Annotated in this window: 13 protein-coding genes; 7 read left to right on the top strand and 6 right to left on the bottom strand. The window is 61.2% G+C overall.

What is annotated here, in order from left to right; genetic code table 11:
• Positions 1-4: 4 nt before the first annotated feature.
• From ACP7E4_RS27165 to pilG, 6 genes are all read right to left on the bottom strand, one after another.
• Positions 5-475, bottom strand: a complete 471-nt coding sequence (locus ACP7E4_RS27165) for a chemotaxis protein CheW (protein ID WP_426118959.1) — start codon at positions 473-475, stop codon at positions 5-7.
• Positions 468-6,506, bottom strand: coding sequence for an Hpt domain-containing protein (locus tag ACP7E4_RS27160; protein WP_426118961.1), 6,039 nt, complete (start codon positions 6,504-6,506; stop codon positions 468-470). The genes ACP7E4_RS27165 and ACP7E4_RS27160 overlap by 8 nt, the downstream gene beginning before the upstream one ends.
• A gap of 50 nt (positions 6,507-6,556) precedes the next feature.
• Positions 6,557-8,599, bottom strand: coding sequence for a methyl-accepting chemotaxis protein (locus tag ACP7E4_RS27155; protein ID WP_426118963.1), 2,043 nt, complete (start codon positions 8,597-8,599; stop codon positions 6,557-6,559).
• An 80-nt stretch (positions 8,600-8,679) separates the two neighbouring features.
• Entirely contained in the window at positions 8,680-9,219 is a 540-nt protein-coding gene (locus ACP7E4_RS27150; RefSeq protein ID WP_426118965.1) for a chemotaxis protein CheW, read from the bottom strand.
• Between the two features lie 13 nt (positions 9,220-9,232).
• Positions 9,233-9,598 (bottom strand): twitching motility response regulator PilH, encoded by a 366-nt coding sequence (gene pilH / locus ACP7E4_RS27145; protein ID WP_003316741.1) that lies wholly within the window; start codon positions 9,596-9,598, stop codon positions 9,233-9,235.
• Positions 9,599-9,643: 45 nt separating this feature from the next.
• Positions 9,644-10,054 (bottom strand): twitching motility response regulator PilG, encoded by a 411-nt coding sequence (pilG, locus tag ACP7E4_RS27140; protein ID WP_065831716.1) that lies wholly within the window; start codon positions 10,052-10,054, stop codon positions 9,644-9,646.
• A 250-nt stretch (positions 10,055-10,304) separates the two neighbouring features.
• On the opposite strand from pilG, the gene gshB reads away from it, so the two are divergent.
• The 7 genes from gshB (at position 10,305) to ACP7E4_RS27105 (ending at position 16,509) form a co-directional block, all read left to right on the top strand.
• Positions 10,305-11,258: a glutathione synthase gene (gene gshB / locus ACP7E4_RS27135; protein ID WP_426118967.1), complete on the top strand. Its 954-nt coding sequence runs from the start codon at positions 10,305-10,307 to the stop codon at positions 11,256-11,258.
• 333 nt (positions 11,259-11,591) lie between these two features.
• Positions 11,592-12,494 carry a TonB family protein gene (locus ACP7E4_RS27130; protein ID WP_426118969.1) on the top strand — a complete coding sequence of 301 codons (903 nt, stop codon included), beginning with the start codon at positions 11,592-11,594 and terminating at the stop codon, positions 12,492-12,494.
• A 75-nt stretch (positions 12,495-12,569) separates the two neighbouring features.
• Positions 12,570-13,139 carry a YqgE/AlgH family protein gene (locus tag ACP7E4_RS27125; protein ID WP_426118971.1) on the top strand — a complete coding sequence of 190 codons (570 nt, stop codon included), beginning with the start codon at positions 12,570-12,572 and terminating at the stop codon, positions 13,137-13,139.
• Positions 13,139-13,579 (top strand): Holliday junction resolvase RuvX, encoded by a 441-nt coding sequence (gene ruvX, locus ACP7E4_RS27120; RefSeq protein WP_426118973.1) that lies wholly within the window; start codon positions 13,139-13,141, stop codon positions 13,577-13,579. Before ACP7E4_RS27125 ends, ruvX begins: the two co-directional genes overlap by 1 nt.
• 112 nt (positions 13,580-13,691) lie before the next feature.
• Entirely contained in the window at positions 13,692-14,210 is a 519-nt protein-coding gene (gene pyrR, locus ACP7E4_RS27115) for a bifunctional pyr operon transcriptional regulator/uracil phosphoribosyltransferase PyrR (protein ID WP_426118975.1), read from the top strand.
• Between the two features lie 26 nt (positions 14,211-14,236).
• A complete protein-coding gene (locus ACP7E4_RS27110) occupies positions 14,237-15,241 on the top strand; it encodes an aspartate carbamoyltransferase catalytic subunit (RefSeq protein ID WP_426118977.1) in 1,005 nt (334 codons plus the stop codon).
• Entirely contained in the window at positions 15,238-16,509 is a 1,272-nt protein-coding gene (locus tag ACP7E4_RS27105) for a dihydroorotase (RefSeq protein WP_426118979.1), read from the top strand. Before ACP7E4_RS27110 ends, ACP7E4_RS27105 begins: the two co-directional genes overlap by 4 nt.
• The last annotated feature ends 136 nt before the right edge of the window (positions 16,510-16,645 follow it).

Genomic DNA, 16,645 nt, shown 5'->3' with positions numbered 1-16,645 from the left:
CGGGCTAAACCAACCCCGCCCTCACCACCCACTGTTCCAGTCCCACCAGATCGGGAATCCGCGCCAGGGTTTCGCCGACTTGCACGGCGGCCAGTTCCAGTTCGGCCAAAGGCACGTCGACGTAGCTGAGTTGGCTGTCGAGTTTGCAGGAGCGGGGAATGCCCTGGATCAGTAGGGCAATGAATTTGAGGTCGTCGTGATCGCCCAAGGCGTTGAGCACGACGATGCGCGCGCGGCCGCCGACGCGGGTGCGGCCTCCGCAGGCGGCTTCGAAACTGAGCAACGGCAATGTGCGCTGACGCCAACTGATCGGCCCCAGATACCATTCCGGTGCATCGAGGTCGGCGGAGCTGTCCTGATAGTCGATCAACTCGGCCACGGCGACGTTGGGCAGGACCAGGTTGCGGTCGCTCAAGGGCAGGATCAGGCCGGTCAGGGTTGCCAGATGGCTGGAATTGGCGGCGGCGCTAGGCATTGATCTGGCTCCAGTGGGCGATGCTGTCGAGCAGCACCGATTCCTGATAAGGCTTGCTCAGGTAGTCGTTGACGCCACTGGCCATGGCCCGGTCGCGGTGCTTCTGCCCGGAGCGTGAAGTGATCATGATGATCGGCAGGTCCTTGAGTCGCTCGTCGTTGCGGATATTGATCGCCACTTCAAAGCCATCCATGCGCGGCATTTCGATGTCCAGCAGCATGATGTCCGGCGTGTGTTCCTTGAGCAGCGCCATGGCGTCGACGCCGTCCTTGGCGGTCAGCACGGTCATGCCGTTACGTTCCAGCAGCCGGCTGGTGACCTTGCGCACGGTGACCGAGTCATCCACCACCATCACCAGCAAACGTCGGGCGGGTTCGATTTCGCTATAGGCCGGGATGCTCAGGCCGGAATTGCGCCGGGACTGCAAACGGCCATGCAAGGCGCGGATATGCGCCAGCAAATCGAGAATCAGCACCACACTCCCGTCGCCAAGAATGGTCGCGCCGGAAATCCCCTGCACGCCTGCGAATTGCGGGCCGAGGCTTTTCACGACGATTTCCCGCGAGCCGGCCAACGCATCGACCTGCACCGCAACCCACTGGTCATGCACATGAACCAGCAGCACCGGCAGCGGCTGAGTCTGGCCGATGAGTTTGGGCGGCTGGCCGTAGTTGAGCAGTTCGCCCAGATAACGCAGTTCGTAAACACGCTCGCCGTATTGATAGCGCGGCGGGATCGACTGGTAACACGCTTCCAGCTCACCGGGCATGACCCGCACGATGCCTTCGACGGTATTGAGCGGCACCGCGTATTGCTCTTCGCCGCATTGCACCATCAGCGCGCGGTTGACCGACACCGAGAATGGCAGGCGAATGCTGAATTGGGTGCCTTGTCCGGAGGTCGACTGAATCGCCATGGTGCCGCCCAGTTGCCTGACCTCGGCGTGAACCACATCCATGCCGACGCCGCGTCCGGAAATCTGGGTGATGGTCTCGGCCGTGGAAAACCCCGGCTGGAGGATGAACTGCAAGGTTTCGTAGTCGCCAGGCTGCGCGTCAGCGGCGATCATGCCGCGTTTGCGCGCCTTGCGCCGCACGGCGTCCAGGTCGATGCCGGCGCCATCGTCATGCATCTGGATGACGATATCGCCGCCTTCATGGTTCAGGCTCAGGCTGATCGTGCCGTACTCCGGCTTGCCGTCGGCCAGCCGCCTTTCGGTACTTTCCAGGCCATGGTCGATGGCATTGCGCAGCATGTGTTCCAGAGGCGCGACCATGCGTTCGAGCACGCTGCGGTCCATCTCGCCTTCTGCATCACCCACGTCGAAGCGGACTTTTTTGTGCAGCTCGCCGGAGACCTGGCGAACGATGCGTTTGAGCCGTGGCATCAACCGTTCGAACGGGACCATGCGCGTACGCATCAGCCCTTCCTGCAAATCGGTGTTGACCCGCGCTTGTTGCAGCAGCAACGTTTGTGCGTCGTTGCCACGGGCGTCGAGGGTTTCCTTGAGGTCCATCAAGTCCGATGCGGACTCGAACAACGCCCGCGACAGTTGTTGCAGTTGCGAATGGCGGTCCATTTCCAGCGGGTCGAAATCTTCATAACCCAGGCGCTCGGCTTGCACTTGTTCGCGGCTGAGCAGGCTGCCCTGGGTTTCGACATCCAGACGGCGCAACTGGTCGCGCATCCGTTCGATGGTCGTCGCCATTTCCACCAGCGCAGCTTGAGCGTCGGTGACCTGTTGTTCGATGCGCCCGCGAAAGATCGAGGTTTCCCCCGCCAGATTCACCAGATTTTCCAACTCCTCGGCGGCGACCTTGACCATTTCCGGCGCCGCACGCTCGGTGTCGGTTTCAGCGCCGGGAGCCGGCAGCGGCGTGACGAATATTTCCGGCTGCGCCTGCGCGGCATCGGGCAACGGTTCAGGCGACGTGTCGGGATTGGCGTGCTTGCGAATGCTGTCGATCAGCAGCGCTGCGCTGGGCAAAGGTTTGTCGGCGCGCACCGCATCGAGCATGTCGGCCAGCAAATCGTGACCGCTTTGCAGCAGGCTCATGATCAACGGGTCAGCGCGCAGTTGCCCGGCGGACAGCCCTTCGTACAACGATTCCATTTCATGGGCCAGATCGCCGATGGGGGCGATTTCCACCATGCGCGCGCCACCTTTGAGGGTGTGCAGATCGCGCAGCAGGTTTTCCACTTCGAGCATGTTGTTGGGGTCGGCCTGCCAGCGCGCCAGCGAAGCGGCAGAGCTTTCGCTGATGTCGAAACCTTCTTCGAGGAAAATTTCCAGCAGCTCGGGATCGCGCTCTTCAACAGGTGCGACTGAAGCCGTCTGCGGAACCTTGACTTCCGGGGCTTCCGGCTCGCCGGTCAATGCCGGGACATGGCCCAGACGCAGGACGCTGATTGCGTCGATCAATGCAGCCGGGTCAGCCAGCGGTTGGTGTTTTTGCAGTTGTTCGAGCATCAACGCCAACTGGTCGTGGCTGCTGACCAACAGCTCGGCCATTTCCGGGGAATAACTGTAGCGGCGGTCGATCAGACCTTCGTACAAAGCTTCCAGCTCGTGAGCCAGGTCGCCGACGGTGCTGATTGCCGCCATCCGCGCACCGCCTTTCAGGGTGTGCAGATCCCGTTGCAGGGACGACAACGGCTGGGCGTTTTCCGGGTCGTCGAGCCAGCGTTGCAGGGCTTGCCCTGAACTGTCGAGAATATCCACCGCTTCTTCGAGGAAGATCTCGACGATTTCCTCGTCCAGGCTGGAGAAGTCATAGCGAGCATCGCTGACTTCCTCGATGGGTAGTTCGGTGTTCAGTTGTTCGGTGGCAGCGTGCAGATCGGTGATGCTCGACGCGCCGCCGTCATGACTTTTGATCAAGCCCATAGCGCCGGGATCAAGCGCCTGATCAAGCAGCTTGCGCAAGGCCAGCACACGCTCGGGCCGCGCCTCCACTTCCTGTCCGGCGGCGACTTGATCGAGCATGTTGATCAAGGCTTCGTGAGCGTGTTCGGCTTCGTCGAAAAACAGTTCGCTGACCGCCAGGCTGCTTTCTTCTACAGCGCCGTACAGGTCGAGCAAGGCTTCGCACAGTTCATCGACTTGCGGCAGATCGGCCAGGTGCGCGCCGTGACCGAGGGTGGTCAATTCGTCGAGCAAGGCACTGAGTTCCTGTCGCTCGCCAGGGTGAGCACGCCAGCGCTGCAACAGGCTTTCCGCATCCAGCAGGATGTCCATGCCTTCGGCGAGGAATGTGGCGATCAACTGCGGATTGTGTTTGATCCGCAAACCGTTGTTGGACGCGCTGAGCGCTGCGGCGAGGCGCTCATCAAGCAAAGCGTGCGCTGCTTCGATCAGACTTGCAGCGCCCGGAATCGGCTTGAGTGGGTCGCTGCCCAACTGCTCCAGGCCATGGTGGAACAACGGCTCGGCGCTGCGCAGCAGATCGAGTTCCGCCTGGCCCAGCGCGATGAGATTGGCCTTGAATTCCCGGGCCAGCTGGTCAAGCGGGCTGGCCAGCTCGGCAATCGGCACTACGCCGGCCATGGAGGCGCTGCCTTTGAGCGTGTGCAGGGCGCGCAGCAACTCATCGGTGATCGGCGGCGATGGATCATCGGCGGCGTTATCGAGAAAGCGTTGCAGGTTATCCAGATGGCTGCGGGCTTCCTGACGGAAAATCTCCAGCAGTTGCGGATCGAGCGCTTCATTGTCTGTTTCAGCAGCGTCGACTTCGAAGCTCAGCGGCCCTTTGCCCTTGGCCAATGCATGGGCGCGCGCGGCCAACAGATCGACATCGTCCCGCTGGCGTTGGGCATTGCCGGCAAAGTCGCGAATCACCTGCGGCAGTAGCGCCAGAACTTCAGTCAGCAGTTGCTGCACGTGCTCATCGGGTTTGACGTTGCTTTCCAGAATCCGGTTGAGCAGGTTTTCCACCGACCACGCCAGCTCGCCGAGAATCAACGCCCGCACCATGCGCCCGCTGCCCTTGAGGGTGTGGAACGCGCGGCGTATTTCGGTCAGCGCGCTGGCGTTGCCGGGGTCGCCATTTGCGTTGCCGTTATCAAGTGAGGCGAACCAGCGCGGCAGGTATTCCTGCAGCGCCGCCAGCACTTCTTCGGTTTCTTCGAGGAAGACTTCCAGCAGTTCGTCGTCGACGCCCTCTTCGTCAGCGGGCGGCGGCAACAAGCTGGCGGGCATATTGCGCGCAGGCGGATTGACTGCGGAAACCGGACTGGCCAGTACGTCGGCGATGGTTTGTGTCGGGCTGACCAGTGCCTGCCGCGCTTGCAGCTCAAGGATTTCGTCCTGGCTGATGACTTCATCCAGCAGCGGCACTTCCATGGCATCGGGCGTGGGTGAATAGCCCAGCAGCGCGAGGCTTTCCTGCGCCATATCAAGCACCTGCTCGCCCGGCGCTTCGGGGTCTTCGCCCATGCGCTCCAGGTAATACTCGATGCCGGTCAGGGTGTCGGCCAGGCTGTCGAGCTGGGTCCATGCGGGTCGATTCTCGTCGACCAGCAAGTGCTCCAGAATGTAGTCGTTGCACGCCGCCAACAGACTGGCGGCACGCGCCAGCGGGATCATCGCCAGCGCGCCACGTACCTGCACCAACAGCGCGGACAAGGGTTCGAGTCGCTGTCGATCCCATTCGCCGTCGATGTAATCGATGATCACGTCCTTGGCCTGCTGCAAACCGACCCGGGCTTCGCGAATCACCAGTTGATGAATCTGCGTCAGGTCGGTGGTGGGCAAACGGCTGTCTTCACGACGGGCCTGTTCCACGGTGCCGATCATGCCCGCCAGCGTGGCTTCCACATACAACAGCGCACCGGCTACATCCATCAACGCCGCATCGCTGGGCTCGCGTTGGCCTTGAGCCAGGCCTTGCACGACACTCAACTGATCGATGATGACCTTGCGCGGTTGCCCGAAACCCAATACCGCCAACGTATCGGCCACCTGACGCAACGGCGGCAGCAGTCCATTGAGTTCGCTGACGTGCAGGCGGTCGCCGCGCACGAAGACATCCAGCCGCTCCTTGACCCGCACCAGCTCTTCGCACAGCGCCATGATCACCGAGCGCATGGCGTCCCGATCCGGCCCGCCGATGTTGGCGCTTTGCTGATCGGCCAGCGACGTGTCGGGCAAGGCCTGATCCAGGCCGTACTGGTCTTTGAGGTCGAGCATGCGCGGCGCCTGGCTGTCGGACTTGGCGATATAAAACAGCAGGCTTTTCAGCAGTTCGTCCGGCGCCGGCTGATTGATGGCTTCGATGCCTTGATCCAGCAGACGCTTGAGTTCTTTGTCGGCGTCCTTGAGCAGGCTGCGCAGGGCCGGGCTGTTGGTGAAGTTGCCATTGACCATGGTTTCCACCAACGCCGAAGCAATCTGCCACAGCGGGCCCAACGGCGCTTCGTTGCACAACAGTTCGAGACGGGCGAAGACCTTGCCCATGTAGCCGAGCTGCACCTGCACATCCTGCTCACGCAGCAGGCCGACCAACGCGGTTTGCAAGGTCTGGCGCAATTTGCGCAGCAGGCCCGGCAGTTCGGCGGTGTCGCGTTGCGCCAGGGCTTGCGCGCTCAGCGGCGGCACGCTGACCAGTTGCGGGGCGAACAGGCTGGTTTCCGACAGCAGGCTTTCGCCACGGGCGCTGCGCAGATCGTTGAGCAAGGGCAGGACCACCAGCGGCAGATCGCGGCGCGCGGAATGAATGCGGTCCAGATAAACCGGCAACTGCGTCAACGCCTGGGTCAGCAGTTGCACGGCTTCGGCCCGCTGGGCGACGCGATCCTGCTGCAAGGCCAGCGCCAGCTGTTCGATTTCTTCGGCGAGCAGGGCCGCGCCGTAGAACTCGATCATCTGCAGGCTGCCGTGAACCTGATGCACGCCATCCAGACAAGCGTCCATCGCCTCCGTTTGCGCCGGGTCGGCGACAAACAGTTCCAGGGCCTGGCGGGCCTGCTTGAGTGTTTCGGCAATTTCGCCCTTTACCCACTCCAGCGCCACATAGTCGTGCCGATCAGCCATGACGACTCCAATCCCCTCAACCATTGCTCATAGCAACGTCGTTCGTTTATTTAGCCGCGGTCTTTCGAGGACGGCAAGGTGAACCCGGATACCGAGCGACGCATCTCGCTGGCCATTTTCGCCAGATTGCCCATGCTGCGTGCCGTGGCCGCCGTACCCGAAGTGGTTTGCGACGTGGTTTGCTGGATCACGGTCATGGTCTGCGACAGCTGTTGCCCGAGGACGGCCTGTTGCTGCGCAGCCTTGGTGATGCTTTCGATCAACGCGGCGAGAATTTTCGACACGCCTTCGATTTCCTCCAGGGCAACCCCGGCATCCTGCGCCAGCCGTGCGCCACGCACCACTTCGGTGGTGGTCTGCTCCATGGAAATGACCGCTTCGTTGGTGTCGTTCTGAATCGCGCGCACCAGGGTTTCGATTTGCTTGGTGGCCGAGGACGAACGCTCGGCCAGACGCTGCACTTCATCGGCAACCACGGCGAAACCACGGCCGGCGTCACCGGCCATGGAAGCCTGGATCGCAGCGTTCAGGGCGAGAATATTGGTCTGATCGGCAATGTCGTCGATCAGGCTGACAATATCGCCGATTTCCTGGGATGACTCGCCCAGACGCTTGATACGCTTGGACGTGTCCTGAATCTGCTCGCGAATGGTGTCCATGCCGTAAATGGTGTTGTGCACCACTTCGTTACCTTTGTTGGCGATGGTCACCGAGCGCTCGGCCACCGATGAAGATTCCAGCGCGTTGGCCGAAACCTGGTCGATGGAAACCGCCATGTCATTGATCGCGTTGGACGCCGCCGCGATCTGCAACGCCTGATGCTCGGAAGCGGCGGCCAGCTGGGTCGCGGTGGTCTGGGTGTCCTTGACCGCACCGAAGACCTGCTCGGCCGTCAGGTTGATCGTCGCGACCAGCTCGCGCAGCTGGTCGACGGAATAGTTGATGGAGTCGGCGATGGCCCCGGTGAAATCTTCGGTCACTGTGGCCGCAACGGTCAGATCACCATCGGCCAGATTCTCGATCTCATCGAGCAAGCGCATGATCGCAGCCTGGTTACGCTCGTTCTTCTCGGCGGTTTCCCGCAGTTGACGGTTGGTTTCGCGGACCATCACCAGGCCGATCAGGATAATCGAGGTCAAGGCCAGCAGACCGAGCACGTAACCACCGATGGTGTTAGCCGAGCGCTCGTTGGCCAGGTGCTCAAGGCTGTTGGCCAGCACCGATGATTCATCCAGCAGGGTTTGCGAGGTGCTGAAAATCTTGCCGGACGACTCGCGAACCTGGAACAACTCAGGGGACGTTTCGAGAATCTCATCCACCGAACCTGAGACGAACTCGAACAGCTCCGAGATCTCCGCCAGGCGTGTCCGGGCGTCACGGTCTTCGACCTGGGTGATCTTCAGCGTCGCATTGCCTTCGAGCATGCCGCTCAGCACCCGGCCAAACTGGCTGGCATCACGACCAAACGAGTCGGCTGCCTGCACCGCCGTGTCATCGCCGGACAGGACCTTGTTGACCGAACCCAGAATCCGCTCGGCCAGCAGTGATTGACGCTGGGCCAGCGCAATCTGGCTGGCCGGAGCGCGACTTTGCAGGAGGATTTCGACGACTTTGTCGTACTCGATCTGCAATTGCGGGATGGTTTCAGCCAGGGTCGCGGCCACCTGATGCAACGACAGCACGGTCTGCTCGCTGGCGAGGATCACGTCCGTGCTCTTGCGCAGGGTCTCCCAGTCGTTTTGCACCGCTTGCAGCTCCTCGCGCACTTCGTGAGGCGCGGGCGGCAGGCCGGTGGCTTTGTCGCCCTTTCTGAGAAAACCCCAGCGCAGGTCGAAATCGTTGCGCGCGTCGGTCAGCAACTTGAACGCGGCCGCTTTACCGGCGGCGGCTTCAGTGGCGTTTTTGGCGATCCGCTGGGACAGCACGCGCAGCTCGCCAGCATGCCCGATGTACTGCTTATCGTAATTCGACTGGGTGTTGAGGTAGGCGAAATTGACGAACAGCAACATGATGGAAATGATCAGCGCGACGAACAACACAATGATCTGCGAACGACTACGCGCGCCTTGTAATGATCTGCCTGTCTTACTCATTAATCAGGCCCCCGCCTGGACCAACTGCGATGGTTCATCCGCACAACAAGACGCCAGGATTACCGGCCTGCCGGGATGCCCTATAAAGCCACGTCCATGAACCCTGGAGATTGCGCCAGCGCCCAGGGGCTGAAAACCAGCCAGGCTTGCTCGCGCAGGAACTGGCCGCGAATGTACGGCGCGATGACGCTATCGAGCTCACCCGTCTGCGGCGGCATCAGGCTCAGCTGGCTGAAATGCTGCAGGCCAAGCACCTCGTCGACGATCAAACCGGCGAACACGTCCTGATGCTCCACCACCAATACCCGACGCTGTTTGCGCACGTGCGACAAGTCGTGACCAAAAAAACTGCACAGATCCATGATCGGCAGCAGCCGTCCGCGCAGATTGGCGATACCGCGCACCCAAGGCTTCACACCAGGCAACACCGCGTAACGCGGCTCATGCAGGATTTCGCCGATTTCGCCCATGGGCGCTACGTAGCAGCGGCCGCCCATGCGAAAGCCGATGCCGCTCCATTCCTGCTGCCGGGCTTCCTGGGAAGGCAAATCGGCGGCAAGCGAACGGCAGCGCTGGTCGATATCGAACAGCAACTGGAAAGCAGTTTGCGACTCAGCCATGACGAACCGGCAATCAGCCGGCCAGTACCGCGTTCAGGGTTTTCATCAGGGTTTCTTCATCCACCGGCTTGGTCAGATAGTCGCGCGCGCCTTGACGCTTGCCCCAGACCTTGTCGGTTTCCTGGTCCTTGGTGGTAATCATGATCACCGGGATCATGCTGGTGTCGGCATCCTTGGTCAGCTGGCGCGTGGCCTGGAAGCCATTGAGACCGGGCATGACAATGTCCATCAACACCGCATCGGGTTTTTCCTGACGGGCAAGCGCCACGCCGTCCGCGCCGTTTTCAGCCTTGAGGACTTCATGGCCATGCTTTTCCAGCATGCCGGTCAGTTTGTACATTTCGGTCGGCGAGTCATCGACGATCAGGATTCGAGCCATGGTGTTCCCCATAAGGATGGATGCCCGCGACCATAGGGGCGGGCATCACGATATCTGTTGTTCTACCGCAACGAACCCCGGCACATGCGCCTTGATCGCATTGAGCAGTTCTTCCTTGCTAAACGGCTTGGTCAAAAACTGGTCCGAGCCCACGATTCGACCTTTCGCCTTGTCGAACAGACCGTCCTTGGACGAAAGCATGATCACCGGCGTCGACTTGAACGCGCGGTTATTCTTGATCAGGGCACAGGTCTGGTAGCCATCCAGGCGCGGCATCATGATGTCGACAAAAATGATGCGTGGATGGTTATCAGCGATCTTGGCCAACGCGTCGAAGCCATCGATTGCGGTGATGACCTCACAACCGACGTTCTTCAACAGCGTCTCGGCGGTGCGGCGAATGGTCTTCGAATCATCAATGACCATGACTTTCAATGCTGCTGGATGCTGTTCCATATCTGCTCTTCCCTCGCCGCGGCGAATATTTTTCGCGTCCTTTCCGGCACTGGGGTGCTGATCGACTGATATACAAGGGCCAATGGCCAATTGACAAGTCCAAGCGCCGAGCCTTTTTAGCACACTCCTCACCCTCAATCCATAAAGCCTGCCGCCGCGTGCCTGCCTCTTGACCCGGAGCATGCGGAGCGCCACCCTGACGCCTATTTCAAGGCCGTCGCGGCCGTTACCGACCAGAGGATATTTGCCCATGAGCGTTCGCCTAGGGATTGTCATGGACCCCATTGAGCGTATCTCCTATAAAAAGGACAGCTCACTGGCCATGCTGCTTGCCGCTCAGGCGCGGGGTTGGTCGCTGTTCTATATGGAACAGCAGGATCTGTATCAGAACGCCGGTCAGGCTCGCGCACGGGTCAAGCCGCTGAAAGTGTTCGCCGATCCGGCCAAATGGTTCGAGCTGGACGCCGAAGAAGATATCGGTCTGGACGAGCTGGACGTGATCCTGATGCGCAAGGATCCGCCGTTCGACATGGAATTCGTCTACGCCACGTATTTGCTGGAACAAGCGGAAACGGCTGGCGTGCTGATCGTCAACAAGCCGCAAAGCCTGCGTGACTGCAACGAAAAACTCTTCGCCACGCTGTTCCCGACCCTGACCCCGCCGACTCTGGTCAGCCGTCGCGCGGACATCCTGCGCGGTTTTGCCGAGCAGCATGGCGACGTGATCCTCAAGCCGCTGGACGGCATGGGCGGCGCGTCGATCTTCCGCCATCGCGCGGGCGATCCGAACCTGTCGGTGATCCTCGAAACCCTGACCGCCCACGGCACGCAGCAAATCATGGCCCAAGGCTACTTGCCGGCGATCAAGGACGGCGACAAACGCATCCTCATGGTCGACGGCGAACCGGTGCCGTATTGCCTGGCGCGCATCCCGGCAGCGGGCGAAACCCGTGGCAACCTGGCGGCAGGCGGCCGTGGCGAAGCGCGTCCGCTGACCGAAAAAGATCGCTGGATCGCTGAACAGATCGGCCCGACCTTGCGTAAAAAAGGCCTGATCTTCGTCGGTCTGGACGTCATCGGCGAGCATCTGACCGAAATCAACGTCACCAGCCCAACCTGCATCCGCGAAATCGACAACGCCTTCGGCACCGACATTGGCGGGATGCTGATGGATGTTATCGAGAAGAAACTGAAGACAAGGTGAATGACCGGGGGACCGGCTTTAGCCGGGAAGAGGCCACTGCGTACGCTGCAATTGCAGGGTGCGATAAGCTGTCTTTCCAGCCAAAGCCAATCCGCTACCTGCACATTGATCGCGATACCGCTTTCCCGGCTGAAGCCGGTTCCACACAGACTGTGTGAAAACGTCACGAGCGAAGGCAAGACAAGGCAAAAACAGGCGGAAAACGGCCGGGGTCGCGATCGACTCCAGGTGTTCTAAATGAGCATTTTCCGCCTGTTTTTAACGCAGTATTGCCGAGCGCAGTAGTTTTCACACAGTCTGCACAGCAATACCTCAAGAGACGCTGAACCGCTGATGACATCCCTGGCCGACAACGACCTCCCTTACGAACTCTCCCGAGCTGGCGTGCGACCCGCTGATCGTCTGGGGTTTACCCTGATGATTGCGGCGTTGATCCACCTCGCGGTGATTCTTGGCGTGGGCTTCACCTACGTCAAACCCGAGCAGATCAGCCACACCCTGGAAATCACCCTCGCCACCTTCAAAAGCGAAACCAGGCCGAAACAGGCGGACTTTCTCGCCCAGGACGACCAGCAAGGCAGCGGCACCCTGGACAAGGCTGCGATTCCAAAAACCACGGAAATCGCGCCGTTTCAGGACACCAAGATCAACAAAGTGACGCCGCCACCGGCCAGCAAGCCCGTGGTCAAGCAGGAAGCGCAGAAAACCGTGGTTGCCACCAAGGCGCCAACGCCGCAGAAGACCGTGGCCAAGCGCGAAGAGGTCAAACCTGATCCTGCACCCAAGAAAGCCCCGACATTCGACAGCGCCGAGCTGAGCAGCGAGATCGCCAGCCTGGAAGCCGAACTGTCCAACGAACAACAGCTGTACGCCAAACGGCCGAAGATTCACCGCCTGAGTGCCGCGTCGACCATGCGCGACAAAGGTGCCTGGTACAAAGACGACTGGCGCAAGAAAGTCGAGCGGGTCGGCAACCTCAATTACCCCGAGGAAGCCCGACGCCAGCAGATTTATGGCAATTTGCGCCTGATGGTCTCGATTAATCGGGATGGTTCGCTGTACGAAGTATTGGTGCTGGAGTCTTCCGGGCAGCCTTTGCTGGATCAGGCGGCACAGCGCATCGTGCGACTCGCGGCGCCATTTGCGCCGTTCACCGGCGATCTTGCCGACATTGATCGACTTGAGATCATTCGCACCTGGAAATTCGCCAGGGGCGACAAGCTTTCCAGTAACTGACCTGTATATAGCCAACAGCGGCACGGCCATAACTGCCAGTTGTCATGCCTGCCGCGCAGCGCCACACTAGGGCTCATGAAAAACGTATCCGCCAGTTATCTCAAGCATCAATTCCTGATCGCCATGCCGCACATGGCGGACCCGAACTTTGCGCAGACGCTGACCTACATCGTCGAGCACAACGCCAATGGCGCCATGGGTCTGGTGATCAATCGTCCGCAAAGCCTCACGCTGGCGGATATTCTCGAACAGCTGCGTCCCGACGTCCCGGCACCCAAGCGCTGCGCGGACATCGCCATTCATACCGGCGGTCCGGTCCAGACTGATCGAGGTTTCGTCCTGCACCCCAGCGGACCGATTTTTCAGGCCACCGTCGAGCTGGGCGGCGTTTCGCTTTCCACTTCGCAAGATGTGCTGTTTTCCATCGCCGACGGCTACGGACCTGATCAAAATTTGATCACCCTTGGCTACGCCGGCTGGGAAGCCGGGCAGCTGGAAGCCGAGGTCGCCGACAATGCCTGGCTGACCTGCCCTTTCGATCCGGCCATCCTGTTCGAGATGGACAGCGAGCAGCGCCTCAATGCCGCTGCCAAACGCCTGGGCGTCAACCTCAGCCTGCTGACCAGTCAGGCGGGCCACGCCTGATGGCCGCATTGCGTCTTCTACTGGGATTTGATTACGGCACCAAACAGATCGGCGTTGCCGTGGGCCAGGTGATTACCGGCCAGGCCCGCGAGCTGTGTACGCTCAAGGCCGTGCAAGGCGTGCCGGACTGGAGCCAGATCGAAGCGTTGATCAAGGAATGGAAGCCGGATGCAATCGTCGTTGGCCTGCCGCTGAACATGGACGGCACGCCCAGCGAGATGAGCGCCAAGGCGGAAAAGTTCTCACGCCGCATCAACGGCCGCTTCAACCTGCCGGTTTATACCCACGACGAACGCCTGACCACCTTTGAAGCCAAGGGCGAGCGCATGAGTCGCGGCGGACAACGCGGCAGCTACAAGGACAATCCGGTGGATGCCATCGCCGCTGCGCTGCTGCTGCAAGGCTGGCTCGATGCCAATTCCGAACTGTTCAATGTCTGACATGTTCAGGCTGTACAACGTCTTCATGTGCGGCACCGCGACACCCGAAATTCCCGTTTCAGCCTGAGCAGCGCCGCGCGCATGAAACTCGGGCCCTTCAAGGAGCACTTTCATGAACCTGCCCAACCCAGCCGAACTGATCAGCCATATGGCCGCTGATCTGAACGCTCATCTGCACAAGCGCGGGATTGCCGATCCGCGTTTTATCGGCATCCGCACCGGCGGCGTCTGGGTCGCGCAAGCGCTGCTCAAGGCGCTGGGCAGCGAAGCGGCGCTGGGCACGCTGGACGTGTCGTTCTACCGCGACGACTTCAGCCAGAACGGCCTGCACCCGCAAGTGCGCCCTTCAGACCTGCCGTTCGAAATCGAAGGCCAGCATCTGGTGCTGATCGACGACGTATTGATGAGCGGCCGCACCATTCGCGCCGCCCTCAACGAACTGTTCGATTACGGTCGCCCGGCCAGCGTGACGCTGGTTTGCCTGCTGGATCTGGATGCTGGCGAGTTGCCGATTCGGCCGAATGTGGTCGGCGCAACCGTGTCGCTGGCCGACCACGAACGCGTGAAGCTGACCGGCCCCGAGCCCCTGGGCCTCGAAATGCAAAACCTTTCCACCGCCGCCGCCCTTTAGCCGCCCTTTTTCAAGAGTCCTTTGCGATGACGCCTCTCCACGCCAAGCGCCCGCTGCAGCTCAACCATCAGGGCCAGCTGCGCCACTTCCTCTCTCTCGACGGCTTGCCCCGCGAGTTGCTCACCGAAATCCTCGACACGGCGGACTCCTTTCTGGAAGTCGGCGCGCGAGCGGTGAAAAAAGTCCCGCTATTACGCGGCAAGACCGTGTGCAACGTGTTCTTCGAGAACTCCACGCGCACCCGCACTACGTTCGAACTGGCGGCCCAGCGCTTGTCGGCCGACGTCATCACCCTGAATGTTTCCACCTCGTCCACCAGCAAGGGCGAGACGCTGTTCGATACATTGCGCAACCTTGAAGCCATGGCCGCCGACATGTTCGTCGTGCGCCACGGCGACTCCGGCGCCGCGCACTTCATTGCCGAGCATGTGTCGCCGGAAGTGGCGATCATCAACGGTGGCGACGGCCGTCACGCGCACCCGACGCAGGGCATGCTGGACATGCTGACCATTCGCCGCCACAAAGGCGGTTTCGAGAACCTCTCGGTGGCCATCGTCGGCGATATCCTGCATTCGCGCGTGGCGCGCTCGAACATGATCGCCCTCAAAGCGCTCGGTTGCCCGGACATCCGCGTCATTGGCCCGAAAACCTTGCTGCCCATTGGGATCGAGCAATATGGCGTCAAGGTTTACACCGACCTTGATGCAGGCCTGAAAGACGTCGACGTGGTGATCATGCTGCGCCTGCAACGCGAACGCATGACCGGCGGCTTGTTGCCCAGCGAAGGCGAGTTCTATCGCCTGTTCGGCCTGACCACCGCACGACTGGCTGGCGCCAAGCCTGACGCCATCGTCATGCACCCGGGCCCGATCAATCGTGGCGTAGAGATCGAATCAGCCGTCGCCGACGGGGCGCATTCGGTGATTCTCAACCAGGTCACCTACGGCATCGCCGTGCGCATGGCCGTATTGTCCATGGCCATGAGCGGCCAGACCGCGCAACGCCAATTCGAGCAGGAGAACGCCCAGTGAAGCTCAGTATTCTCGGCGCTCGCGTCATCGACCCAACCAGCGGTCTGGATCAAGTCACCGACCTGCATATCGAAGCCTGCAAGGTGCTCGCCATTGGCGCGGCACCGGCCGGTTTCGAACCGGTACAAACCATCGATGCTACCGGCCTGATCGCCGCCCCGGGTCTGGTAGACCTCAACGTTGCCCTGCGCGAGCCGGGTTATAGCCGCAAAGGGACGATTGCCAGCGAAACCCGCGCTGCAGCGGCGGGCGGCGTGACCAGCCTGTGCTGCCCGCCACGCACCAAACCGATTCTGGATACCTCGGCGGTGGCCGAACTGATCCTCGACCGCGCCCGCGAAGCCGGACACGCCAAGGTGTTCCCGATTGGCGCCCTGAGCAAAGGCCTGGAAGGCGAGCAACTGGCGGAACTGGTTGCCTTGCGCGACGTGGGCTGCGTGGCGTTCGGCAACGGTCTGGAGAGTTTCCGCAACACGCGCACGCTGTGCCGTGCGCTGGAATATGCAGCGACGTTCGATCTGACAGTGATTTTCAACTCGCAGGACCGCGATCTGGCCGAAGGCGGCCTGGCCCACGAAGGCCCGACCGCCAGCTTCCTTGGCCTGGCCGGTATTCCGGAAACCGCTGAAACCGTAGCGCTGGCCCGCGACTTGTTGCTGGTCGAGCAAAGCGGCGTACGCGCGCATTTCAGCCAGCTGACCAGCGCTCGTGGTGCGGCGTTGATCGCCCAGGCCCAGGCGCGTGGCTTGAAGGTCACGGCGGATGTGGCGCTGTATCAGCTGATTCTGACCGACGAAGCCTTGATCGATTTCTCCAGTCTGTATCACGTGCAACCGCCGCTGCGCAGCCGGGCGGATCGCGATGGCTTGCGTGAGGCGGTTAAGTCCGGGGTGATTCAGGCGATTTCCAGCCATCACCAGCCGCACGAACGGGATGCCAAGCTGGCACCCTTCGCGGCAACTGAACCGGGCATCAGCAGCGTCGAGTTGCTGCTGCCATTGGCGATGACGCTGGTGGAAGACGGCTTGCTGGATCTGCCGACGCTGATAGCGCGTCTGAGCACTGGCCCGGCGGCGGCATTGCGACTGCCTGCCGGGCAACTGAGTACGGGATCGGCAGCGGATATCGTGCTGTTCGATCCGGCAGCATCCACGGTCGCGGGCGAGAAGTGGTTGTCCAAAGGCGAAAACTGCCCGTTCCTCGGCCATTGCCTGCCGAGTGCGGTGCGATACACCTTGGTGGATGGGCGGATTAGTTATACCGGTTAAGAGACGCGCGCAATTACTGTAATTGGATGGACTCGCCCAAGCCGAGGCGTCTGTAGCGCCACGGTGGCATTCTTAAGAAGCCAACGACAGCGAGGGCGAGTCCATGAAAAAGCATACGACCAAACGTAACTCCCTG

It is taken from the genome of Pseudomonas sp. DSP3-2-3 (assembly GCF_049898225.1).
In the GTDB taxonomy this organism is placed as follows: domain Bacteria; phylum Pseudomonadota; class Gammaproteobacteria; order Pseudomonadales; family Pseudomonadaceae; genus Aquipseudomonas.
The sequence above is the reverse complement of the archived record's forward strand: the minus strand, read 5'-3'. Positions and strand labels throughout refer to the sequence as shown.